Origin of the sequence: Rhizobium etli CFN 42, assembly GCF_000092045.1 — a bacterium.
GTDB classification, from domain to species: domain Bacteria; phylum Pseudomonadota; class Alphaproteobacteria; order Rhizobiales; family Rhizobiaceae; genus Rhizobium; species Rhizobium etli.
The window spans coordinates 2,787,685-2,811,123 of the sequence record NC_007761.1 but is presented as its reverse complement, the minus strand read 5'-3'; the positions used below and the strand labels follow the sequence as shown (position 1 = coordinate 2,811,123).

Here is a 23,439-nt window from a genome sequence, read left to right as displayed (position 1 = left end):
CGGGATCGGAGTGATCGAATGAGAACAAAAATAGCTGCGTTTGTCTTTTCTTGCCGCTGGTGGAATTAGTCCCCGACTTATTCCCCGCCATCGCCAACCAGCGCATCCTGCACGATCGCGTAATAGGCGGCAAGCTCGGGAATATCGCCGGCCAGTTTTTCGAAGATGACATCCGATGGTGCAAGCGTCCCAGCATATTTTGCGTCGATGAAGGCCTGATGAGCCGCCAGCGCTTTGGCGTCCGCTTTGTGCACGACGGTGAAGATGGGCGAGGGGACCGTGCGGCCCTTGACGATGATGCGGTCGAGTTCGACGATGATGTAAGCATCGGCGACCAGCCTTGCGGTTTCCTCGCCGAGCAGCAGCGCCACGCCGTAATTCTTCGAGGCGCCTTCGAGGCGGGAGGCGAGGTTGACGCTGTCGCCGAGGCAGGAATAGTCGAAGCGGCGGGTCGAGCCCATGTTGCCGACGATGCATTCGCCGGTGTTGATGCCGACGCCCATCTTCAGGACGTGCGGCTTGCGGCCAAGAGCTGCCGCCTCACGCTCCAGCTGGCCGTTCAGCCTCGATATGGCCGCCTGCATGGCGAGCGAGGCGCGCACGGCGTGAAGCGCATGGTCGGGATCGTCGAGCGGCGCGTTCCAGAAGGCCATGATGCAGTCGCCCATATATTTGTCGATCGTGCCGCCGTGATCCATCACCACATCGGAAAGCGGCGTCAGCAGCCGGTTGATCAGGCCGGTCAGCTGCTCCGGATCGTCCTTCAGCGTCTCGGCGATGGTGGTGAAGCCGCGTACGTCTGAGAACAGCACCGAGAGCGTGCGCCGCTCGCCCCCGAGCTTCAACTGCGTGGGATCGCTCGACAGGCGCTTGACCAGATCGGGCGAGATATACTGGGCGAAGGCGCGAGTGATCTGGCGCTTGTTGCGGCGCTCCTCGGCAAAATCGAAAGCGGCCTGGCCGAAGACGACGGAGATATAGGCGACCGTAGGCCCAAGCGGCGAGACGAAGACATGGGCCAGCCGGATGCCGGCGGCACTGACGGCCGCGAAGGCGAGGAGGGCGGTCGCACTGTTCACGACCGTCAACCATCCCGTCGAGCGCCAGACGGTGGCGGCGGCAAGCAGCACCGATATCAGAATGCAGGCGGCAACCGTCGGCAGCCCGGCCTCGGCGATCGACAGGCCGCGCCGGATATTGTCGTAGATCGTCGCCTGGATCTCGACGCCGGAGACGAGCTTACCGGTGTGAACGGTATAGGGGGTCGCGAAGGCGTCGACGCCGCCTTTGTCGATTTCAGGCGCATTCTGCAGGCTGAGGCCGACGAGCACGACCCGATCCTTGAAATAATCGGGAGGCAGCAGGTTCTTCGGGTCGAGCGCCTGATAATAGGAGACGGTGGGATAGCTGCGGGCTGGGCCGAAGGATTGGATAAGCCGACCGGCTGGCAGGGCTTCGGGCGCCACTCCCGAGGCCTTTGCAAGCATGGTGGCAAAGCCATCGTCGTAGCCCGGAATGCGGCGGAAGATGCCGTCGCCGCTGAGATCGATCGAGGCGATGCCGGTGACGGCGCCTGCGTCGGTCAACTGCGGCAGGGGTGTGGCGCGGATCAGTTGCGAGGCCTGTGGCGTCTCGATCAGCGTCTCGTCGCCAGCCAGCACGACATCGGGTCCGACGGCCCTGGTGATCGCCGCGTCATTATCCGGGTTCGAGGGCTCGGCCATGATGATGTCGAGGCCGATGACGCGGGCGCCGGCGGCGCGCAACTGGCTGATGAGCTCGGCATGGAGGCCGCGCGGCCAGGGCCATTGCGCATTGATATCTGCAAGCGAGGGTTCGTCGATCGCGACGATGACGGGTCCGCCGGGTGGCGGACGGGGATCGTCGACGGTCGAGAGATAATCGAAACTTCTGAGCTCCAGCAGCGACCAGGCGGGCAGGCGCGACAGCAGCGAGATGGCGATCAGCGTGGTGAGCGACAGCACCAGCAGCCTCAGATGACGGCCTCTGATCTGCCTGGCCTGCCGATGCTTGTCCCACACCCGCATCAGAAGCGGACTTTGAGCGTGCCCTTGAAGGCGCGGCCCCAGCCGGGCACGCCGGGCGTGACCTCGAAATCCTCGTCGAGCAGGTTATAAGCGGCCGCTTCCAGCTCGATGCGCTTGTCGAACGGCTCCCAGACCAAGTGGGCGTCGAGGCTCCAATAATCGTCGAGCTTGGTGCCGAACCGATCGCCGTCGCGCTCGCCGATATAGTTGGCGGCGACCGTCGCCTTGACCTTGGCCTCGTTCACCCAGGTCAGGGCAATCTGCCCGGAATTCTGTGGTATGAAGGGAAGAGGGCCGCCATAGATCGGCTCGAGCGGGTCCCTGTTCTCCGAATCCATATAGGCATAGGTGGCTGAAAGACCAAAACCGTTGCCGAGTGCGACGTTGGCAGTGACGGAAGCGCGATCGATGCTGCCACGCGAGATCGGCAGGCTGGTATCGGAGGGAAGCGAGATCAGCGGAAAATCGACCGAGAAATCGTGCAGTTCCTGATGCTGGTATTCGACCGATGTGAAGAGGCGGTCGGTCCATTCTGCATCCCATTGCAGGGCGACCGTGTCCGTATAGCCTTGTGGATTGGTGGAGAACTGGTTGGCCTGCAGCCCGAGTATGCCGATCGGGGCAAGGGTCGGCACGGTGGTGTCAAAGCTTTGACGCATGAAGGCGGCGCGCAGCCAGTGGTTTTGAACCGGCGTCCAGGCAAGACCGAAGCGCGGCTCCAGCCGGCTGATATCGATGCCATCGCCTTCCAGGCGCGTGGCGAACAAGGCGTATTCGCCCTTGAGATCGGGCGTGATCTCATGCAGCACATCGACATAGCCGCGGCCGATATCGACGGTATTCTCGGCGCGATCGGGAGGAGCTGTCACGCCTAAGAGCGTGGTATCGACGCTGCTGCTGGCATCCATCCAGCCGCCTTCGATGCCGTAGCGAAATGTCAAAGGTCCGGCACCTATGGAATGGCTCAAAGCGCCGATATAGGTATGAGATTCGGCCTCCTGAATGACGTCGGTAAAGGGAACGATGAAGGGAACCCCTGCGCCGATAAACACCGGGTCCAGGTCGACATCGAGCGCACTGTTCGTATTCGATTTGCTTCCTGAATAAAGCAGTGCCCCATTCAACACGTTTTCATACGCAAACGTGTGGCTCCAGCCGATGCCAGCATATGTGGTTTCTCGTAGAGTCTCCTCTGTTGTGTAGAGAGGCAGCGGGATAGGGACACGGAACAGGAGCTCCATGAACCCCGTGTTTGACGATAACGCGTTCAGTGTTCCATCATTCTTGCCATGGTTGACGAAGGCTACCACGCGATCGTCAGGCGTGACCGTTGCCGTCAGATAACCGTTGGCGCCCAGCAGCTTGTTATCCGTCTGGACACCGCCGGAATCCCGGTAGTCGCGGTCGAGCGCCAGCTCTTCCCAAGTCAGGTTGCCGTAGAAGCTGATCGGGATAGTGGAGTTAGAATAGCCCTGGATCTCGGCTTCGCCGATCCGTCTGGTGTGGCCATCGACGCTGTTGATACCGCCGCCGAGCGAGCCTTCGATGAAGGGCACATCGAAAAACGTTGTCGAACGCGAACGGCCGGAGAGCATGTGCGGATTGATCAGCAGGCCCTGGATGAAGGATGAGTAGCTCGATGCGTTGCCGCGGTTCTGAATGATGTTGTCGTCGCTGAAATTGGTGGCGTTGACGAAGGGAAAGATGCTTCCCTTGATCGACTGGTCGATATAGCCGCTGCCTTTGAAAGGATCGAATACGGCATCGCCATAATAGCGGCCCCAGGCATCCAGGCCCTGCAGACGGAAGGCATCGTTCAGGGTCGAGCCGGCGCTCGCATTGGCGCCTAGCGCGCTGTAATCGCCGCCGCGAGCACGCGAGCGGCGCAGGAATTCCTGGGCATTGTGAATTGCGCCATCGGCGTCGTAGTCGTCGATATCGACAGCCGTGCGGAAGGCGGAGATGGCGGGGTCGTTCTTGTCGAGCCGGTCGGCATTGTCGACCGCCTGGTTGGAGGGAAGGCGGTCGCCCTTTTCCAGATGCGCGATGGCGAGCCCCAGTTGCGCCGCCGAATAGCCGGGATTTGCGGTCGAGGCGGCCAGCAGGTCGTCAAGCGCTTTGTCGGTCTCGCCGTTCTGGAGGTAATAGCGGCCCCGCGCAAGTAGAGCGATGTCGAAGGAGGGATCGACGGCAAGAGCGGTGTCGATCTCGCGCTTGGCTTCCTTCATCCTGGACTGGTCGAGATAGAGAATGGCAAGATTAGCGTGTGGGGCTGGATCCTCGGGATCGAGTTCGATCGCCTTCAGGAAGGCTGCCTCCGCCTCGCCGTTGGCGCCGCGGTCGGACTGGAGCAGACCGAGATCATTCCAGTTCATCGACGAGCCCGGCATGTCGGCAAGAGACCGGCTGAGATCAGCAAGCGCCCCTTTGGTGTCGCCTTCATAGCTCTCGCGATAGCGCGCCCGCGCCTGCAGGCCGTCGGGATCGCGAGGATCGATCGAAAGTGACCGCTCGACCGCTTCCTTCATCTGAGCGGGGTCGTCGATGAGTTGGGCCAACAGCGCGCGCCGCGCCGGAAGAGTCGCATCGTCAGGATATTGCTTTTCAGCCTGTTTCAGTACCTCAATGGCGGCAGGGATATCCTTCAGGAAGCCAGCAGTATAAGCCTTGGCGATGGCGCCATTCGGGCCGATGGCGGCAGCGGCCGGCGGACTTTCCACCCGTTGCGGATCGGCGAGCGCACGCGAATAATAACCGCCATAAGTTGCAATAGCGCGGCGTTGCGGATCGAGGTGTGGCAACGCTTTTTCAAAAAGCCTGGCGGCTTCGGCATAACGCATCCGCCCGCCTGCGATCAAAGCTTCGATCAGCTCGGCGCGGGCGCGTTGGGCGGCCGACAACGGCAGGTCGCGGGTGCGGGCAAGGGACGCTAGCGCATCCTTGGCGCCATCGAACGTCAGCTGCGCCTCGGCAAGCGTCAACCAGTCCGCAGCACTGCGGCTTTGCGCCGGCACGGCGGCGATGCGCCCACGCTCGCTGCGCATGGTCGCCGTCGGCAGCGGTGAGGCGGGCATCAGGGCAAAGCCGTTGCGCAGGGTGAGATAGAAGAGCATCTGCTCGCGATGATCTGGTGTAACGATGACGACCTTGCGCGGCGCCTGCCCAATGGTGGCAGCCGCCCCTTCGCCCTCGTTCACCTCGACGCTGCCCTGCGGGTTGGAGAGCGCCACCCGGCCTTCCAGCACGATCATCGAAGTCTTGGCGCCCTCGACCGTCATCGTCCAGTCGGTGCCGCGGATCGCGGCTGCCGCCGCAGGCGTCTCGACCGTCAATCCCTGGCCGCCACGCTCGGCGCGCGCCCAGATCGTGCCGGACTGAAGATTGAGCACCGTATCGCCGCTCGCCGCCATCTTCTTGACCTGCAGCGAGGAATTGCGCCCGAGGCGGACCTGGGTGTGATCGGAAAAGACGATGGCGAGCTGGCCGTTGGCATTGGTGCGCAGCACGTCGCCGGTCAGAAGATCCTGGTGCAGGTCGACGACGCGCCAGTCCGACACATCGATGAAGCGGACCTCCTCGCCGGTCTTGCGGGCGATGACCGAGCCGGCGACGGGCGTTGTGCGCGGCACGGGATCGGCCATCGCAGGCAGCCCAAAACTGGGCACCGCAACCGCCAGCGCAAAGCCGACGCGACAGATGTTATTGGAGTAACCCCTCATGATCTCGACCCCATCCCCGCTTTCCCCTTTGTCGGTGTAGAGTGAAAAAGTCAAGCATGTTGCACACGTGTTCTTGCTTTCGTTTCAAAGTGTAATATCAGGGAAACACTGTAGGGGATGGAGTATTCAGGTGAGTGAATTCGAGAGTGCTTCGGAGGTTATGCTGAGCAGGCCGTCGAGCGGGGACGTCAGTGCTGAGTATTTCGACCACATCAAGAAAATCAACGACATATTCTATGATCAGGTCAAGATATCCGACCAAAAGGCTGCCTACATCTTTACTTTCATGCTCGCCTTCTTAGTGAGTTCCAGCGAGGTGAGGGCGGTTTTTAGCCTGGCACGTTATACGGGCGGTACGCCGGGAAGTATGCTTTTCTCCGGCCTGCTTGCCGCAGCCTCGGTCTTCTCCATTCTCTCGGCTATTCTGGTTGTGCTGCCGCGTCATTTAGGCACCTCGACCTCGCTCTTCTGGGGCGCCTGGCCGAAGCACCGCGACCTGTTTTTCGATGCCGCCGTGCGGCGAGACGAGCGCTATCTTTTCGACCAATATCTAGAAAATGCCAACACCCTCTCGACGATCGCGCGCAGCAAATATCGCTGTGTAACCTTCGCCTTTCGCGGGTTGATGGTCAGCGTCGTTGCCTATGTGCTGCTGTTGGCGGCAGGGTGAGGTTGCGCTGCCACTCTCCGAGGTAGCCATAGGGACGGGGGCGCGCTGAGGCGCCCCCGTCCCTCGTCAATCAACAACCTCGAGAACGAGCTCGATCTCGATCGGCATGCCGAGTGGCAGGCTGGCAACGCCAAGGACCACCCGGCCGGACAGTTTGTCTACACCGAAGACCTGGAGCAGCAGTTCGGATGCGCCATCGGCGACCTTGGGGTGGTCGCGGAAGTCGCCTTCCGTCGCGATGTAGACGCCGAGCTTGACGACCTTCGCCACCCTGTCCAACGAACCGAGATAGTCCCTGACGGCCGCAAGCCCGCTGAGGGTCGCCGTCTCGGCAGCCTTGCGGCCCTCATCCACCGTCAGCGCCCCGCCGACGCGGCCGAAATAGCGGGGCTCATGGCCGACAACCGGCAACATCCCGCTGAAGAAAACGAGGTTGCCGGAATTCGTCGCCTCAACATAGGCGCCGAAGGGTGTCGGCGGTGGCGGGAGGACGATGCCGAGCTGCTGCAGCCGCTGTTCCGCGCCGGCTGCCGGGGCTTTCGTTCCGGTCACCATTTGCCCAGATGTGCGCCGCCGTCGACGTGCAGCACCTCCCCGGTGACACGCGGAGCCTCGGTCAGGAAGACCACCGCATCGACGATTTCGGCAACGTCGGAAATGCCTGACATCGGCGAGAGCGTCTTCAGGAACTCCTTCGGATTATCCTTATGCAAGGGCGTGTCGACCACGCCCGGAGCGACCGTGTTGACGCGGATTCCATCGCTCGCATATTCCATCGCCAGGTTCTTGGAGATTGCATCGATGCCGCCCTTGGTCATCATCGAAACCGAGGCGGAGAAGCCGGCGATCGGATGGTCGATCAGCGGTGTGGTAATGCTGACGATGCTGCCGCCGGTCTTCTGGACGAGCATCTGCCTGATGACAAGCTGAGTGAGATGGATGAAGCCTTCGAGATTGGTCGAGGAGAGCTTACGGAAATCCGTCATCGTGTAATCAATGAAGGGCTTGGTGAGGAAAATGCCGGCATTGTTGACAAGGGCGTCAATCGAGCCAAAGCGGTCGATCGCCGCCTTGGCCACACGCGCCGCGGTCTCGGGATCGCCGATGTCGCCGTCGACCACTGCCAGCCTGTCGGAAGCGTTGAGAGCATCCGAAGCGCTGACTTGGCGCGAGGTGGCGACAACGTTGTAGCCGCGCTCGACGAAGGCGTTGACGAGGCCTGCTCCGATACCTTGGGAGGCGCCCGTAACGATGACAGTTTTATGCGTAGTCATGTTGAACTCCATTGATCTGGTTCGGGCAACGCGGGCCTTGCGAAGGCGAGGTCGCTCGAGATGGGGCCGCCGCGATCGCGACGCCATCAGCTGTTGCTTGTTTTTCGCAGAGTGAATATGGCGAAAACCCGATTGCGCGATTAGATGGAAATATCTGGATTCTCTTTTGCATTGATGCAAAAGTGGGGCATGGCGGACCTCAATGACATCGCTGTCTTCGCGAAGGTGGCGCAGTACGGCAGCTTCAGCCGTGCGGCCCATTCGCTCGGCATGCCTGTTTCAACCGTCAGCCGTAAAGTGACCTCGCTCGAGGAACAGCTCGGCGTAACGTTGATACAGCGTACGACCCGAAAACTCAGCCTTACCGCGCAGGGGCGGGCTTATTACGACAGGTGCAGCGAGCCGCTGTCCCACCTCCTCGATGCTGAGCAGGCGCTGGGCGAAACGCAGAGAAAGCCGGGAGGCCTCTTGAAGATCTCGGTGCCAGTCATCTTCGGACAGGAGGTCTTCTATGAGTTCATATCCGCCTTCCTGAAGACCTATCCCGATATCCAGGTTGATCTCTTCGTCACCAATCTATTCCTCGACTTGGTTGCGGAGAATATCGATGTCGGAATCCGTTTCGGCGACCTAAAGGATTCGTCCATGATCGCGCAGCGGCTCGGCAAGAGCGTGCGCTATCTGGTCGCGGCCCCGGAATATCTGAAGGGCAGGGCGATTCCCGCCAAACCGGAAGACCTGACGGAGCATCGCTGCGTACTCCTGAATGGCCGCAACGGCGAAGCGGAATGGCATCTCGTCAGCGGCCGCAAATCGCTGGACCTGCGTGTGTCGGGGCCGGTCTCGAGCCGGGATTTCGACGCGGTCAGCGCCTTCACTTATCGCGGCCACGGTATCGGTCTCCTGCCTTCGACCTATTGCGACGAGCAGATTCGAAGAGGCGAACTCATCCGCCTTCTTCCTGAGTGGTCGTCGCCGGAAATTTTCGTGCATGCCGTCTATCCTACCCGCCGCTTCCTGCCCTTGCGCCTGCAGGTCTTCCTCGAAGCGCTTAAGGCATGGAACACCCCGCTGTGGCTGCCATTGCATTGAGAGTTTCGGAATCGGTGCCGTTGAGAGACGCGACGCATTTTCATCACCGAAAATTGAAGCCCAGTGCCTCACCGTGCATCCTGCCCCGGCCAAGCTGTGGTAAAGTCTGTCGGCTTGGGGTGGCGCGGGGATTTGCCGATGCTGACAACTCTTGCGGTGCTCATGGGTGTTTCAGGAGTCGTGGCGGCCGCTGAAACCGCGCCAGCTGAGGTCGATGTGACGCTGGTGCTTGCCGTCGACACCTCGCGGTCAATGGATTTCGAGGAGATCGGAATTCAGCGCGACGGTTACGTCGAGGCGCTCAAGCACAAGGAATTCATCGATGCGGTCAAGGGCGGGCTCACCGGCCGCATCGCCATCAGCTATTTCGAATGGGCGGGCTATGTCGTTCAGGATTCGATGATCGATTGGCAGGTGATCGAGACGGAACAGGATGCGATCGCCTTTGCCGACAAGCTCGATGCCCGGCCGATTGCCACGCAACGGCGCACCTCGATCTCCACCGCCATCAATCAGGGCGCCAGCATGATCACCACCGGTCCCTTTCGCGGCAGGCGCGAGGTGATCGACGTTTCCGGCGACGGCCCCAACAATTCCGGCGATCCTGTCATACCCGCCCGCGACAAGGTGGTGGCGTCAGGCATGATCATCAACGGGCTGGCTATCATGCTGCGTCCTTCCGATGCCCCCGGAGGGCTCGACAAATATTACGAAGATTGCGTGATCGGCGGCCCCGGCAGCTTCGTGTTGCCGGTCCACAGGATCGAGGATTTTGCCATCGCCGTGCGTCGCAAGCTGGTCCTCGAGATCAGCGGCATTTTACCCTCGCCGACGGTGGAGAGGATAGCCGCCGACGCGCCGACGGCCGATTGTCTGATCGGCGAGAAGCAGTGGCGGGATATATTCGATCGGTGAGGCGCGACCTGGGATGAGCGCGGAGAGGGTATGCCGTGTGGTTGTCACATGGCATACCGGTAAAGCAAAGAAGAAAGTATCTGCCGCTCGAAGAGCCTCACCTTGAGGTGCCCCGAAGGGCAAGACAGCTGCTCCGCGCTGTCACCTACAACGGCAGCTGCCTGCCGGCCTGTTCGCTGACCATGTATTCGGCGTACCAGTCCGGCCAGTTCTCATCGTGTTTGCCGCCATTGCGTTTCTCGTGTTCGCCGTGGGCCTGGGCGGCGCGGCGGAGGGCGGCGGCGAGGTCGCTCGATGTCGGGAAGGCCGTCTCATCGGCATCGATGCGTCCCGGCAGGCGCGTGGTGACTTCCTGGAACAGCCAGCCGTTGCCGTCGGGATCCTTGAAGGAGGCGAAGGAACGGTAGCTGCGGTGGTCGGGGTCGCGGCCGGCAATGCGCAGGCGCCCGAAGAGATAGGGCTCGTCCTTGCCGGCATAGACGCCTGAAGCATCGTGGAAGACCTCGCTCACCTCGACGCCGCGGGCGATGAGATCGCGCCTTGCGGCCTCGATGTCGGAGACGATGAGATAGAGGCCCTGGGCGGAGCCGGGGGCGGCGGCGGTGACATTCTTGCCGAAGATGATCGCGCAACCGGAGCCCGGTGGGGTGAACTGGATCACGCGGAAATCGGCATCATTGGCGAAATCGGCGTCGAGCCTCCAGCCAAGGCTCTCGTAAAAACGTTTGGCGCGGTCGACGTCGGAAACGGGAATGACGACCACTTCGAGCTTGGTGTCGACCGGTCGTGTTTTCATGGATTCGGTGGTGGGTTCACTGCGCATTGCATTGCTCATCTTCAGCTCCCTTGAGGTTTGGATGCATTAAGAATGGCGATACATGTCGCGGTCGAGTGGACCACAGCGCGGGTGGGGCGTCGAATCAATTCTTCTGTCGATGTGGAGAAGACGGCGGGCCCATCCCGCCGTCTGTTGCGCTAGCTTCTAGGCCGCAAGGGCGGCGCGCGTTTTCCCGATCATCAGAGCGGCGCGCGCAGCCTCGCGGCCCTTTTCGACGAAATGGGCGCGGTAGATCTGCGTGTGATGCTCGGTTTCCTGATAGTGATGCGGCGTCAGCGAGACCGACAGCACCGGCACGCCGGTATCCATGCCGGCGCGCATCAGGCCGTCGACCACTGCCTGGGCGACAAATTCGTGGCGATAGATCCCGCCATCGACGACGAAGGCAGCGGCGATCACAGCGGCATAACGGCCGGTGGCGGCAAGATCGCGCGACAGGAGCGGCATTTCGAAAGCGCCCGGAACATCGAACACGTCGATCTGCTCGGCGGGAACAAGCTGTTGGAAGCCTTCAAGCGCACGGTCGACGATATCGGCGTGCCAGCCGGCTTTGACGAAGGCATAACGGGTGGGTGTCATGGTAATCTCCTTTGGCGTACAGACACATCACCCAAGGCGATCACGAGCATCCGAAGCCAGCCCGGAGGGCAGCAGCAGCGCACGTTCTCTTTCATCCGGACTATGACCGTCGGCTCAGGCATCTCACCTGATCTGCTGACCCTTCCGAGGAAGGCGCTCGCGGGCTCGCAATCGAAACTGCATACCGCCGGTAGGGACTTTCACCCCGCCCTGAGAACGGCGCGGACAATAGGGGCAAGGCGGCGGGCTGGCAATAGGGGAATGGATTGGTCGTGGTGCGGGCAGCTGCGGCGAGGTGTTACCGACACTCAAGAGGCGCTTACCACAGGGAGGTTGCGAATGCTGCGCGTTGCTTCAAACTCCCTCATCCCTGTGCTTGTCACAGGGATCCAGCGCACCCAAGTCTCCGGGCGCGGGAGAGTCACTCACGGCGCGGACGCGCCGTGGCTGGATTCCTGTGACAGGCACAGGAATGAGGAGGAGAGATGTGCCCTAGCAGGCTCCGAAGAGAGCGAGGTGGGAGCATCAATCCCAGTGAATGCAGGATGCAGCGCTGGAGAGAGTCCTTGGAGGCTTCGGCCCGCGCGCTTCGGGATGAGCGAGGTTGGAGGTAGCCGCCCGCCCCTTGCTGGACGCATCTTCAAGCCTACATGCTGCCATTGCGGGCACCCACGTCAATATAGCCTGATACGATAGCATGATACGCCGTTCCGAGACGGGGCGGCAACCATGGAGAAAGCGATGCCAGAGTCTTTCGTCGTGCGCCGCGAGGCGCATCTTGCGGCGCCGCCGGCGGCGGTGTTTGCGCTGATGACCGATCCGGAGAAGATCCTGCGCTGGATGGGGACGGAGGCCGAGGTCGAGCCGGAGCCCGGCGGGCTCTATCTCGTCAACGTCACCGGCGCCCGCTTTGCGCGCGGCTCGTTTCGCGAGGTGGTGCCGGTGCATCGGCTTGCCTACAGCTTCGGCTGGGATGGGAGCGAGGTGGTGCCGCCGGGATCGAGTCTGGTCGAGATCGACCTGATCGAGCAGGGAGGCGGGACGCTTTTGCGGCTCACCCATAGCGGCCTCCCAAGTGCGGAGCAGTGCGCCGGCCATGAGGAAGGCTGGGCGCATTACCTCGGACGGCTCACCGAGGTCGCCGCCGGGCGAGACCCCGGTCCAGATCCATTTTACGGCAGGCGATGAACGGCTTTCGGCAGGCGGCGGGACGCTCCTCAAGCGCTTGACGCTGCGGGAAGAACGGTCCGCCGGCGGTCGAAAAGTGCTGCTTTTTCGCCCGCAAACATGAACGTGCAATTCATCTCCAGTTCAATTTGGCGGTCCTAAGGTGATTGCGGCTGGATGAAATGGAGTTTTCGATGAAGGCACTTTCTATCGCGGCTGCCTTGCTCGCTGGCAGCCTCTCGATCGGTACGGCTCAGGCGATGCCGATCGGGGCAATCAAGGTTGAGAGCACTGTCACAAAGGTCGACTACGCCTGTGGTCGCGGCTGGCACCTGACCCGCTGGGGCGAATGCCGTCGCAACTGGCGCCGCCCGCCGCCTGTGGCTTTCTATGGCGGTCCGCCCCGCTGGGGCTGGGAACGGCGTCATCGCGATTGGGATGGCCCGCGCTGGCGCTATGAGCGGCGCTGGGATCGTGAACGCCGCTGGCGGGACGACTACTAAAAGCCGTTGACAGAGGCAGAGAAACGAGGGCCGGTGCGACGTTTCGCCCGGCCTTTATCTGTTGAAATACCGCGCTCAGATGCGGCTGACGAGCCAGTGCTTTCCGTCGATCAGCTCTTCGAGCTCGGCCGGATCCTTGACGCCGAACTCGAACCATTCGATGAGTTCCTTCGCCTTCCGCTTGCTTTCCTCGGCCGTAAACTCGATCCCATAGCGCGCACACCACCGCCGAAGGATCGACGTCAATAGCGTCATGTCATTCCCGTCAAGCGGGTCTTTCGGCCAGTATGTCGTGCCCATCGCAACCCCTCAATTGCTAAGGACAATCTGGCACATAATCGAATCGATGTCGCGCAATTTAAAAGTGTTTTCCAGATTTTTTTCCACCGCGGTGAATGGTTTTCCACAGAGTTGTTGAGCGGTGGGGTTGACAGGGTCGCGGAGGGACTCGGCGGGAGCAAGTGCCGACAGGAAATCCCCCCACGGTGTCCTCTGTTTGCCGGCAAAGTCACCTCCCTCATGCTTGGTCTTGCGCCGAGCATCTGACCAGGGCAATTGCTTGACAGAAACCCCTTTGTTTTCAAATCCGTAACGGGATCGTCGCAGATCCTCGGCACAAGGCTGAGGGTGACATCTCGGGCTTTGGCTGCCAACAGGCGGATACCGGAGACCCTCTTGAGAGGCCGCAGGAGTGTCCGTGGCTGATGTCCCGGGGTTGCCCGCGTCGTGTTGCAATGCCAATGTTAACCCATGGATCTGCCTTCCTCCATTGCCTGGCTGATTGACGAGGCTGCGGCTTCGCCCGGTCCCGAACGGTTTCTGGCCGAGCTCGGGCGCCGGCTGCTGGCCGATGGCCTAGCGCTTTCCGGCGGCGCGCTGACACTTTCGGTGCCGCATCCGATCATCGCGCGGCGCACCTGGCTGTGGCGGGCCGAAACCGGAGCCGTCATCGAGGCGCTGGGATTTGCTGCCGCACCTCAAAGCGATGGCGGGCGCGAATGGCTGGTTGGGCTCGGGCCGGTTTGGGAGGAGAGGGTTGGAGCTTCTCAGGACGGCGCCGTGCTTGGCTGGGCGGGCATCGGCAAGGGGGCAGGGGCGGATGAATTTTCTCGTGATGAAGCCGCGCGGCTGAAGGAGGTCGCGCGTTTTGCCGCCGCGCCGCTCGCAGCCCTTGCGGCGCGGGAGGCGCGGGCAGCACTGCTGGAAGCCTATCTCGGTCGGCGCAGTGCGGCTCGGGTTCAGTCGGGTGCGCTTGCCCGTGGCACCGGTGAGACCATTCGCGCCGCTCTTCTCTGCGCCGATTTGCGGGATTTCACCGCGCTTTCTCAGGTGACGGAGCCGCAGGCGATGATATCAGCGCTCGATGCTTATTTCGACCGCGTTGCCGGCGCCGTGCACGCCTTCGGTGGCGAGGTGCTGAAATTCATCGGCGACGGCGTGTTGGCGATTTTTCCCGTCACTGCCGCTTCCGGTGACGAGGCCCGGGCTGATCGAGAGGCTTGCGAGGCGGCGCTTCGGGCCGTCGCCGCCAGCCGCGCCGGCATGGTCCATCTCGATCGGATCCGTGAGGCTGAGGGGCTGGCGCCGCTGCCCTTCGGCGCTGCCCTGCATTTTGGCGAAATCCTCTGGGGCAATATCGGTGCCGCCGACCGGCTTGACTTCACCGCCATCGGCCCGGCGGTCAATCTGGTCAGCCGGCTGGAGGGGCTCTGCAGGCCGCTCGGCCATAGCGTGCTGATCTCAGGCGCGGTGGCTGCGAATACCGAGGCCGCGCTGATGCCGCTCGGCAAGCACGCTCTGCGCGGCATCGCCGAGCCGTGCGCCGTCTTCACTTTGGCTGAGGATTGAGTCCTGCAGTGCCATCTTTTCCCAAAAGCCGCGGCAAAAACATGATTGTTAAACTCCGCTTTTTTGGCTAAAGCCTCTGCCCGTCAGAGGGGAGTTTTCAGATATGACTCGATACGCACATAAATTTTTCTCGGCCCTAGGCCTGTCCGCAATGCTCATGGCAGGGGCCGCGCAGGCCGACGACGGCAAGAAAGTCTCGGTCGTCGACGACCGCGGCGTCACCGTCGAAGTCCCGGCACAGCCGAAGCGCATTGCCTCGATTTCCTATTTCGCAGATGACGTCGCGCTGGCACTCGGCATCAAGCCGGTCGCCAGCACCTATATGACGAAAGGCCGCGAGCCCGATTTCCTGCTCGGCCTGACCTCCGGGATGAAGCAGATCGGCCAGCGCGCCAAGCCCAATTTGGAACTTCTCTCCGAAGCCAAGCCGGATCTGATCATCGCGATCCGCCGCTATACGGCCGGCAATGCGGCGCAGCTTCAGAACATCGCGCCGTATGTCGCCTACAACATGGAACTGCTCGAAGAGAGCTACAGCGAGACCGCCGCCCTTTCCAAGCTGCTCGGCAGGCCCGAGCGCGGCGAGCAGCTGAACGCCGATTTCCGCAAGCATCTTGCAGAGTTCGCCGCCAAGGCGCCGAAAGACGTTCATCCGCGCTTCATGATCATGTGGGGCGGTGCAACGCCTTTCGCCTTCCACACGGAAAACACCTCGGCCTCGATCGTCGCTGCGATCGGCGGCGACAATGTTCCCGGTCCGAAGACCCCGGGCGGCGAGTTCGGCATCGACCTCAGCCTGGAGACCATGCTGGAGAAGGACCCGGAGGTGATCTTCGTCTATGATTCCGGCCCGGATCGGCCGCATGAAAGCAACCCGATCTGGTCGCAGCTGTCGGCCGTCAAGAACAACCGGGTCTTCTATGTCGGCGACCAGTGGGTCGAGACCAATGGCCCGATCGCTCGCGAAATCGTGCTGCGCGAGGCAGCCCACTACCTCTACCCCGACACGTTCCCGGCCGTCGACGTTAAGGCCGAAGCCGTCAGGCTGATTCCAGCCGAACTGCAGAACTAAGCCCAAGGGCAGGCCCGCGATGAGTCCTCGGCAATCATTCCTGGCCATAGGGCTCATCGTCGTCGCCGCCATGCTGGCGGCGATGCTCGGGCTGCTGGTCGGCGCCAAGACGCTCTCGGTCGAGACCGCGATTCGCGTGCTGCTGGCGCCCGACGGCAAGCTCGAATCCGTTCTCATCTGGACATTGCGCCTGCCGCGCAGCCTGGCGGCAGCTGCCGGCGGCGCGGGGCTTGCCGTTTCCGGCTATGTGCTGCAGACGCTGACGCGCAATCCGCTGGCCGACCCCGGCATCACCGGCGTGACCGCGGGGTCGGTCGCACCGATCGTCTGCTGCTTCGTCTTCGTGCCCTGGCTTTCGCCTGCCTATTATCCGTTCATCGGCCTTGCCGGTGGACTTGCGGCGGCTTCGGTGACGTTCTGGGTTTCGCGCGGCGGGCAAGGACGGCCGCTGCAGCTTGCGCTCGGCGGCGTCAGCGTCTCGCTGTTTCTCGGCGCGATTACCACCTATGTGCTGCTCTTGACCGGGCCGCAATCGGCATCACTGCTCTTCTGGCTTGCCGGCGGCTTCCAGGGGCGCACTTGGTCGCATCTCCTCTATATGCTGCCATGGACGATCGCCGGTGTCGTCGGGGCGCTCCTTCTGCGGCGTGTCATCGGCATGTTCATGCTGAGCGATCATGCGGCGGCCGGCATGGGCCTGCAGCTCGGACTGTGGAAACCACTCATCCTCATTCTTGCCGTCATTCCGGTCGCGGGCGTCGCGCCAATTGCCGGGCCGGTGGCTTTCGTCGGTCTTGCCGCTCCCCACATCGCCCGGTTGCTGAAGCCACGCGGCACCGGATGGGAGATAGGATTGAGTGCTGCTCTCGGCGCGCTGATCGTGACGGTCGCCGATGTTTTCGCGCGCAGCATCGCCATCCCGCGTGAACTGCCGGTCGGCATCGTCACCGCATTGTTTGGCGGCCCGATCTTCATCTATCTCGTCCAACGCGGACGGCTGAGCCTTGCGGGTGAGATGCGATGAGCGCGCCAACATCGATATCGGCCGGCCCGGCAAGCCTCGGCATGATAGCTGCGCTTGCCGCATTGGCGCTCCTGTCGCTTGCGGCGGCGATCTTCCTCGGCGTTGCCGATATTCCCATGGGCGACGTCGCGGCGGTACTGACCGGCGCCGGCTCGGCGGAAGCGCGGCTGATCATTCTCGATATCCGGCTGCCGCGCATCGCCACCGGGATTCTGGCCGGTATCCATTTTTCGCTGGCGGGATATCTCTTGCAGACCATTACCCGCAACCCGCTGGCCGATCCCTCGCTGATGGGCGTGTCGCAAGGGGCGACACTGTCGGTGACGATCTTCCTGCTCTTTACCGTCTATATTTTCGAGCCGGGCTCGAACACGCTGGCCGAACTGCCGGTGGCATGGTTGCCGGCGGCGGGCCTTGCCGGCGGCCTGCTTGCCGGCGGCGTCATCTATCTGCTTGCCTTCCGTCTCGGCCTCAGCGCCCTGCGCATCACGCTTTGCGGCGTCGCGGTCGGCGCGGTGCTGCATGCGGTGGCGATCGGCCTCATCGCCGGATGGGGATCGGCCCGCATCGAGATCATTCTCGAATGGCTGTCCGGCAGTCTCTACGCCCGCAGCTGGGATCATGCGCTGTTCCTGCTGCCCTTCACCATTGCCTGTCTCGCCATGCTGCCGGTCATCCACCGGCCGCTGATGCTGCTGCAGTTCGATGCGCCCGTCGCCCGATCCTTCGGGCTCGGCTATCGCAGGCAGTTCTCGATCGTGCTGATCGTCTCCTGCGCGCTTGCGGCAAGTGCCGTCGGCGCGGTCGGGCCGATCGTCTTCGTCGGCCTTATCGTACCGCATCTCGCCCGCTTCCTGGCGGGGCGGAATTTCAGGCTGTCGCTTGTGCTGACGATCGTGCTCGGCGCCGTCATCGTCACGCTTGGCGATCTCATCGGCCGGCTGCTCGGCCAGGCCGAGGAAATCCCGATCGGCGTGGTCACGGCCGTTTTCGGCGTGCCGCTTCTGCTCGCGCTGCTGCGCAAAACCATGTGAGGCCGAAATGCCATTGTCCTGTTCCGATCTTTCGGTGATGTACGGCCAGCGAAAGGCCCTTAACGGCTTCAGCCTTTCGCTCGAAAAGGGCGAGATCCGGGCGCTGATCGGACCGAACGGCTCGGGCAAGAGCACGGCGCTGCATGCGCTGGCAGGACTGATCCGGCCGGCCGGGGGCAAGGCGTCGCTGGATGGCGTTGCCATCGCTTCCATGTCCCGCCGCATGCTGGCAAAGAGGCTCGCCTTCTTGCCGCAGCAGCCGACCGCGCCTGATGAAATGACTATCACCCAGCTCGTGCGCCAGGGCCGCTATCCGCATGTCGGCCTGTTCCGCTCCTATGATAGCCGTGACGAAGACGCGATCGAATGGGCGCTCAAAAGCACCGGCCTGTCGGGGCTCGCCGACCGCAGCCTGCGGGAACTGTCCGGCGGCGAACGGCAAAGGGCCTGGATATCGGCCGCCCTCGCGCAGGAAGCGGAGATCCTGCTGCTCGATGAGCCGACCTCCTTCCTCGATATCGGCTATCAGGTTGAGGTGCTCGATCTCGTGCATCGGCTGAGCCGCGAGAAGGGCGTGACGATCGTCATGGCAATCCACGATATCAACCAGGCGATCGCCGTCAGCGACCGCATCTCGCTGCTCGAAAAGGGGCAGCTCAGATTCGACGGCGAGCCACGCGAGCTTGCCGAGCGCAACCTCGTCCAGGACATCTTCCGCGTCAGGGGTCGTTTCGTCCAGGTCGCTCCGAACAATCCACCGCATTTCGATGCGGAGCTGATGCGGCTTCAGCCGGCAGCGTCTAGCGCTTCACCAGCCTGAAGACGATCTTCGTCTGGGTGTAATAGTCCAGCGCATCGGCGAAATCAGGCGTCCAGCCATCCGCGACGAAGGGTATGAAACCCTCATATTCGAGCTTGCGGGCGGAGACGTCGAAGCCTGCCTTTTCGAAGGCGCGGCCGTAATCGGTGATCGACCGATCCTGAACGACGGTGTTGGTGCGGTTGGCGACGAGCTCGCGCCATCTCGGCCAGAGCGGATTATCCGTGTGGCAGCCGGTCACCGCATAATAGACGCCGCCCGGCTTCAGCGCCTGGCGGATATCGGCGGCGTGTGCGTCGATATCAGGAATGAGATAGATGACCTCATGGCTGACGGCGAGGTCAAATTCGTCGCTCCAGCCCTCCAGCCTGCTGCCGACCTGATGCTGGATCGGCAGATTACCTTTCAGCGTCTCGGCCTTGGCAATGGAGGTTTCGGCGATGTCGATGCCGAGCGCCTTGCGGAACGGGCGGATCGCATAGAGATGGCGCAGCAGGCCGCCCTGATTGCAGCCGAAATCGAGCACGCTTTTGTCGGAGAGGTCGCGCTCCAGCATGAGATCGATTAGGTGGCGCCAGATGGGCGCATGTCCATCGGCCATCCTGTCTTCGGCATCGGGGTCGATGTACCACGTACCGATGTTTTTCTGCGCTTCCTCAGCCATTCCTTGCCCTCGTTTCATGCGGATCGTGGCGATGGTCTTAGGGCGCGTGATGGTGCTTGGCTAGGGCCGACGCTGGTTTTCAAGGGTCTTTCGAAAGTCGAATAATTTTACAAAGAAATCTTTGCAAAGATTTGTTTGCAATTATATAATGAGGTCATGAAAGAGCAGAACTCCGAACCTGCCGCAGATGCTGTTGCCTCGCGTACCGTCAGCCGTGTCGTGCCCGAACCGTCCGCGCTGAAGGCGCTGGCCCACCCCGTCCGGCTGCGCATGCTCGGCATGCTGAGGCTCGACGGCCCCGCCACCGCGACGCAGCTCGCCGTCCGGCTCGGCCTCAACAGCGGCGCGACGAGCTATCATCTGCGCCAGCTCGCCCAATACGGTTTCATCGAGGAAGCACCGCATGCCTCCCGGCGCGACCGCTGGTGGCGCGCCAGCCATGAGCTGACCTCGGTTCCCCCGACCGAAGCCGAAGGCGAGGCGCTCGATCTCGACATGGCCTTCAACCAGGCGGCCCTCTCGCTGCAGGTCGGCCAGATGCAGCAGGCGCTGGAGGAATATGCCGAGCTCCCAGCGGAATGGCGCAGGGCGACGGCGGCCGACGACATCATCATCCCGATGACGGCGGAACAGGCCGAGGCCCTGACGAAACGGCTGAGCGATATCATCCTGGAAGCCATGCGGGCCGCCCCACCACTGGGGGAGGCCGCGTCCGGGAATCCTGACATGGTTCCTTTCTATGTCATGCTGCACGCTTTCCCCTTTCCGGGCCGCCTGCCGCACCGCGAGCGAGAGGACGAGCCGTGAGAAAGGGCAAGCCTTTCCTGGCGCTTGCCGCCGCAGAGACGCTTTCGCTTTCCGGCACCCGGCTATCGACCATCGCCATTCCCTGGCTGGTGCTGAGCGCCACGGGCAGCCCTGTACTCACCGGGCTGACGGCGCTGATGGAGATGCTGCCCTATGTGCTCGCCAAGGCGCTCGGCGGGCCGCTGATCGACCGCATCGGCGCCAAGCGCATCGCCATCATCTGCGACACGGCCTCCGTAATCGCGGTCGGGCTGGTGCCGCTTCTCGATCTCTTCGGCATGCTGACCGTGCCGGTGCTGCTGCCCGTCGTTTTTGTCATGGGCGTGCTGCGGGGGCCTTCCGATGCCGCCAAGCAAGCGATGGTTCCCGATATCGCTGCGCTGGCAGCCGTGCCGCTCGAACGGGTGACCGGCGTCTCCAGCGCCATCGAACGGCTGGCCTCAACGGTGGGCGCTGCCGGCGCCGGCGCATTGATCGGGTTGATAGGCCCGGGTCAGGCGCTCCTCGTCAACACCGCCACCTTCGCCGGCGCAGCGCTGGTCGTCGCGACCGGCATACCCGGCATGCGGCGCGCTCCCGAGCGGCCCGTCGCGCCCGACGCTCCGTCGGGCAACCTGTCTTCCTATCTCGACGATCTCCGGGAAGGCTGGCGCTTTCTGCGCAGCGATGCCGTGCTCGTCAGCATTGTCACGATGGTGGCGATCACCAATCTGCTCGATCAGGCCTATTACGCCGTGCTGCTGCCCGTCTGGACGAAGAACGCCGGTCATGGGCCGGAGCTGCTCGGAGCGCTGTTCGCCGCCTTCTCCGGCGCTTCGATCGCGGGTGCGGCGATTGCCGCTGTTATCGGCGAGCGCATGCCGCGTCTGATCGTCTATACCGTGGCCTTCCTCTTGACCGGATGCCCACGCTTTGTGGTGCTCGCGGTGGATGCGCGGCTCGGCTCCATCTTTCCGACGCTCGCAATCGCCGGCTTTGCCTCCGGTTTCCTCAACCCTATCCTGTCGGCAGTGATCTTCGAGCGCATTCCCAAGCCGCTGACCGGGCGCGTTACCGCGATGAACGCCGCCCTCTGCTTTGCCCTCATCCCCTTCGGCGGCCTCGTCGGCGGCGCGCTGATCAGCACGACCGGGCTTGGCGCAGCGATGCTCCTCGGTGGGCTCGCCTATCTCGCCGCGACCCTCTCTCCGCTAGCGCTCAAGAGCTTTCGCGGTTTTGATAAGGCTGTGGCGTGAGCCCGCGCAGACCCTGGCCTTGACCTCCGATTTCCTCGAGCAACAGATCGATGAAGCAGCGGACGCGCGGCTCCAGCACGCCTTTGTCGGAGTAAAGCGCCACGATCTTCGTGTCGTCGGTTTCTAGATCAGGGAGGACTTGCCGGAGACGGCCGGCGGTCAAATCGGCGGCAATGAGGAAGTCCGGCAGAAGCGCGATTCCGAGGCCGGCCAGGGCGGCATCGCGGACGGCTTGACCGCTGTCGAGCCTCAGGCGGCTGCGCCCCTGTGCCTTGATCCAGCCGCCGCCGCTGCGAAAGCGCCAGGCCTGCCTTTGCCCGCGACTGGTGAAGAACAGGCAATCATGGGCGGCGAGATCCGCTATCTCGCGCGGAACGCCGCGTTCGGCGAGGTAGGAGGGCGAGGCGCAGAGCAGCACCTTGTCACTGCCGATGACGCGCGTGATCAATCGGCTGTCGGCCGCAGACGGCGTTGCGCCAAATCCGATCGCCACATCGAAGCCATTGTCGAGAAGCTCGGCCGGGCGATCGGTGAGGCTCACTTCGACCTGCACGTCGGGCCAGGTGCGAAGATATTTGTCGAGCAAAGGGAGCCCGACAAGCGGTCCGAAGACATCGGGTACGGCGAGCCTGAGAACGCCTCGCGGCACACCGCTTTGCCCGGCAATGCTCGCCTCCGCCTCGTCGACCGATGTCAGGATTTGCAGCCCGTGATCGTAGAACACTCGTCCTTCATCGGTCAGGCTCAGTGTCCTCGTCGTACGGTTGAGCAGGCGCGCGCCGAGCCGCTCTTCCAGGCGAGTAACAGCCTTTCCGGCTGCCGAACGAGAGAGGCCCATGGCCTGGCCGCCGGCGATAAAGCTTCCGGCATCGACGACGGCCATGAAGATCAGGATATCGTTCAGGTTCGTGCGCGGCATGAAGGCAACTCGAGCGATTCAACTGCAGCCTTAACTCGGTCGCGATGTGACCGATTCAAGGCTCGCACCATCAACGTCGGCCGCGCCACTTAGGTCCCGGGCGCATCGAAATGATGGTGGTCGGCGACAGCTGCCGTTTCGCGTCACCACCGCCCAAATCGAAGGCTCGCGCCAACAAGCCTCGCCGTCAGCGCCAGCCGAGCGCGGGAGCGACGTGAGTGAGGATCGCTTCGATGACGTGGGCGTTGTAGGCGACGCCGAGTTGGTTGGGCACGGTGAGCAGCAGCGTGTCGGCCTCGGCAATCGCCTCGTCTTCCGCAAGCTGCTTGATGAGCACGTCAGGTTCGGCGGCGTAGCTGCGGCCGAAGATCGCCCGGGTCTTCTCGTCGATGAATCCGATCTTGTCGCCCTCGTCGTTGCCGTAGCCGAAATAGGCGCGGTCACGTTCGTCTACCAGCGCGAAGATGCTGCGGCTGACCGAGACGCGCGGCCGACGCGTGTGGCCGGCTTCCTTCCAGGCGTCGCGATAGGCGCGGATCTGGTCGGCCTGCTGGACGTGGAACGGCTCGCCGGTCTCGTCGTCCTTCAGCGTCGAGCTCTGCAGGTTCATGCCGAGCTTGGCTGCCCAGACGGCGGTGGCGTTGGAGCTCGCCCCCCACCAGATGCGCTCGCGCAGGCCCTCCGAATGCGGCTCGAGACGCAGCAGGCCGGGCGGATTCGGAAACATCGGGCGCGGGTTCGGTTTGGCGAAGCCTTCGCCGCGCAGCACTTCGAGGAAAACTTCGGCATGATGCCTGGCCATCTCGGCCTCGCTCTGACCTTCCGGCGGCGCATAGCCGAAATGACGCCAGCCGTCGATCACCTGTTCAGGCGAGCCGCGGCTGATGCCGAGTTGCAGCCGCCCTCCGGCGATGAGATCGGCAGCACCGGCATCCTCGGCCATATAGAGCGGGTTCTCGTAGCGCATGTCGATGACCGCGGTGCCGATCTCGATCCGGCTGGTCTTGGCGCCGACGGCGGCAAGCAGCGGGAAGGGGGCGGCGAGCTGCCGGGCGAAATGGTGCACGCGGAAATAAGCGCCATCGGCGCCGAGCTCCTCGGCCGCCACGGCAAGGTCGATCGACTGCAGCAGCGCATCGCCCGCCGAACGCGTCTGCGATTGAGGCGAGGGCGTCCAGTGCCCGAACGAGAGAAAACCGATCTTCTTCATG

At 63.0% G+C, this 23,439-nt stretch carries 22 protein-coding genes and 1 riboswitch; of the genes, 12 read left to right on the top strand and 10 right to left on the bottom strand.

The annotated features are described in order from the left end of the window. Positions 1-77: 77 nt before the first annotated feature. Positions 78-2,048: a CHASE2 domain-containing protein gene (locus RHE_RS13795; RefSeq protein WP_011425945.1), complete on the bottom strand. Its 1,971-nt coding sequence runs from the start codon at positions 2,046-2,048 to the stop codon at positions 78-80. After that, positions 2,048-5,767: a FecR domain-containing protein gene (locus tag RHE_RS13790; protein WP_011425944.1), complete on the bottom strand. Its 3,720-nt coding sequence runs from the start codon at positions 5,765-5,767 to the stop codon at positions 2,048-2,050. The genes RHE_RS13795 and RHE_RS13790 overlap by 1 nt, the downstream gene beginning before the upstream one ends. A gap of 130 nt (positions 5,768-5,897) precedes the next feature. On the opposite strand from RHE_RS13790, the gene RHE_RS13785 reads away from it, so the two are divergent. Then, positions 5,898-6,437: a Pycsar system effector family protein gene (locus RHE_RS13785; protein WP_020921689.1), complete on the top strand. Its 540-nt coding sequence runs from the start codon at positions 5,898-5,900 to the stop codon at positions 6,435-6,437. Positions 6,438-6,503: 66 nt separating this feature from the next. Here the strand turns inward: RHE_RS13785 and RHE_RS13780 are convergent, their stop codons facing one another. Together RHE_RS13780 and RHE_RS13775 are read right to left on the bottom strand one after the other, a co-directional pair. Further along, positions 6,504-6,992: a RidA family protein gene (locus tag RHE_RS13780; protein ID WP_011425942.1), complete on the bottom strand. Its 489-nt coding sequence runs from the start codon at positions 6,990-6,992 to the stop codon at positions 6,504-6,506. After that, positions 6,986-7,711, bottom strand: a complete 726-nt coding sequence (locus RHE_RS13775; RefSeq protein ID WP_011425941.1) for an SDR family NAD(P)-dependent oxidoreductase — start codon at positions 7,709-7,711, stop codon at positions 6,986-6,988. Before RHE_RS13775 ends, RHE_RS13780 begins: the two co-directional genes overlap by 7 nt. 189 nt (positions 7,712-7,900) lie before the next feature. Here RHE_RS13775 and RHE_RS13770 point away from each other — a divergent pair, with 189 nt between their 5' ends. Further along, positions 7,901-8,803: a LysR family transcriptional regulator gene (locus RHE_RS13770; RefSeq protein WP_011425940.1), complete on the top strand. Its 903-nt coding sequence runs from the start codon at positions 7,901-7,903 to the stop codon at positions 8,801-8,803. 138 nt (positions 8,804-8,941) lie between these two features. Then, a complete protein-coding gene (locus tag RHE_RS13765) occupies positions 8,942-9,718 on the top strand; it encodes a DUF1194 domain-containing protein (RefSeq protein ID WP_011425939.1) in 777 nt (258 codons plus the stop codon). Between the two features lie 145 nt (positions 9,719-9,863). Here the strand turns inward: RHE_RS13765 and RHE_RS13760 are convergent, their stop codons facing one another. Continuing rightward, the gene (locus tag RHE_RS13760) at positions 9,864-10,553 is read right to left on the bottom strand and encodes a VOC family protein (protein WP_011425938.1); all 690 of its coding nucleotides are present in this window, start codon (positions 10,551-10,553) and stop codon (positions 9,864-9,866) included. Positions 10,554-10,700: 147 nt separating this feature from the next. After that, positions 10,701-11,135 (bottom strand): 6,7-dimethyl-8-ribityllumazine synthase, encoded by a 435-nt coding sequence (locus tag RHE_RS13755; protein WP_011425937.1) that lies wholly within the window; start codon positions 11,133-11,135, stop codon positions 10,701-10,703. A 79-nt stretch (positions 11,136-11,214) separates the two neighbouring features. Then, positions 11,215-11,357, bottom strand: a riboswitch (FMN riboswitch). A gap of 519 nt (positions 11,358-11,876) precedes the next feature. Between RHE_RS13755 and RHE_RS13750 the strand changes: the two genes are divergently transcribed. Together RHE_RS13750 and RHE_RS13745 are read left to right on the top strand one after the other, a co-directional pair. Then, positions 11,877-12,323, top strand: a complete 447-nt coding sequence (locus RHE_RS13750; protein WP_041678693.1) for an SRPBCC family protein — start codon at positions 11,877-11,879, stop codon at positions 12,321-12,323. Positions 12,324-12,496: 173 nt separating this feature from the next. Further along, positions 12,497-12,805, top strand: coding sequence for a GCG_CRPN prefix-to-repeats domain-containing protein (locus RHE_RS13745; RefSeq protein ID WP_011425935.1), 309 nt, complete (start codon positions 12,497-12,499; stop codon positions 12,803-12,805). Between the two features lie 75 nt (positions 12,806-12,880). Here RHE_RS13745 and RHE_RS13740 read toward each other — a convergent pair whose 3' ends face one another. Continuing rightward, complete coding sequence (locus RHE_RS13740) at positions 12,881-13,105, bottom strand: alpha-amylase family protein (protein ID WP_020921685.1); 225 nt, start codon at positions 13,103-13,105, stop codon at positions 12,881-12,883. 450 nt (positions 13,106-13,555) lie between these two features. On the opposite strand from RHE_RS13740, the gene RHE_RS13735 reads away from it, so the two are divergent. From RHE_RS13735 to RHE_RS13715, 5 genes are all read left to right on the top strand, one after another. Further along, positions 13,556-14,653, top strand: a complete 1,098-nt coding sequence (locus RHE_RS13735; RefSeq protein WP_011425933.1) for an adenylate/guanylate cyclase domain-containing protein — start codon at positions 13,556-13,558, stop codon at positions 14,651-14,653. Positions 14,654-14,756: 103 nt separating this feature from the next. Continuing rightward, positions 14,757-15,725, top strand: coding sequence for an ABC transporter substrate-binding protein (locus RHE_RS13730; protein ID WP_011425932.1), 969 nt, complete (start codon positions 14,757-14,759; stop codon positions 15,723-15,725). Between the two features lie 19 nt (positions 15,726-15,744). Beyond that, positions 15,745-16,749, top strand: coding sequence for a FecCD family ABC transporter permease (locus RHE_RS13725; protein ID WP_011425931.1), 1,005 nt, complete (start codon positions 15,745-15,747; stop codon positions 16,747-16,749). Between the two features lie 41 nt (positions 16,750-16,790). After that, a complete protein-coding gene (locus RHE_RS13720) occupies positions 16,791-17,783 on the top strand; it encodes a FecCD family ABC transporter permease (RefSeq protein ID WP_011425930.1) in 993 nt (330 codons plus the stop codon). Positions 17,784-17,790: 7 nt separating this feature from the next. After that, complete coding sequence (locus RHE_RS13715) at positions 17,791-18,603, top strand: ABC transporter ATP-binding protein (RefSeq protein ID WP_011425929.1); 813 nt, start codon at positions 17,791-17,793, stop codon at positions 18,601-18,603. On the opposite strand, the gene RHE_RS13710 is transcribed toward RHE_RS13715, so the two are convergent. Further along, positions 18,584-19,267, bottom strand: a complete 684-nt coding sequence (locus tag RHE_RS13710; protein WP_011425928.1) for a class I SAM-dependent methyltransferase — start codon at positions 19,265-19,267, stop codon at positions 18,584-18,586. The genes RHE_RS13715 and RHE_RS13710 overlap by 20 nt on opposite strands. Before the next feature lie 156 nt (positions 19,268-19,423). Here RHE_RS13710 and RHE_RS13705 point away from each other — a divergent pair, with 156 nt between their 5' ends. Then, positions 19,424-20,074 (top strand): ArsR/SmtB family transcription factor, encoded by a 651-nt coding sequence (locus tag RHE_RS13705; RefSeq protein ID WP_011425927.1) that lies wholly within the window; start codon positions 19,424-19,426, stop codon positions 20,072-20,074. Continuing rightward, positions 20,071-21,309: an MFS transporter gene (locus tag RHE_RS13700; RefSeq protein ID WP_011425926.1), complete on the top strand. Its 1,239-nt coding sequence runs from the start codon at positions 20,071-20,073 to the stop codon at positions 21,307-21,309. The genes RHE_RS13705 and RHE_RS13700 overlap by 4 nt, the downstream gene beginning before the upstream one ends. Here RHE_RS13700 and RHE_RS13695 read toward each other — a convergent pair. Then, positions 21,272-22,228 (bottom strand): LysR family transcriptional regulator, encoded by a 957-nt coding sequence (locus RHE_RS13695; protein WP_042118706.1) that lies wholly within the window; start codon positions 22,226-22,228, stop codon positions 21,272-21,274. The genes RHE_RS13700 and RHE_RS13695 overlap by 38 nt on opposite strands. A gap of 187 nt (positions 22,229-22,415) precedes the next feature. Next, complete coding sequence (locus RHE_RS13690; protein WP_011425924.1) at positions 22,416-23,438, bottom strand: LLM class flavin-dependent oxidoreductase; 1,023 nt, start codon at positions 23,436-23,438, stop codon at positions 22,416-22,418. Position 23,439 lies beyond the last annotated feature (1 nt).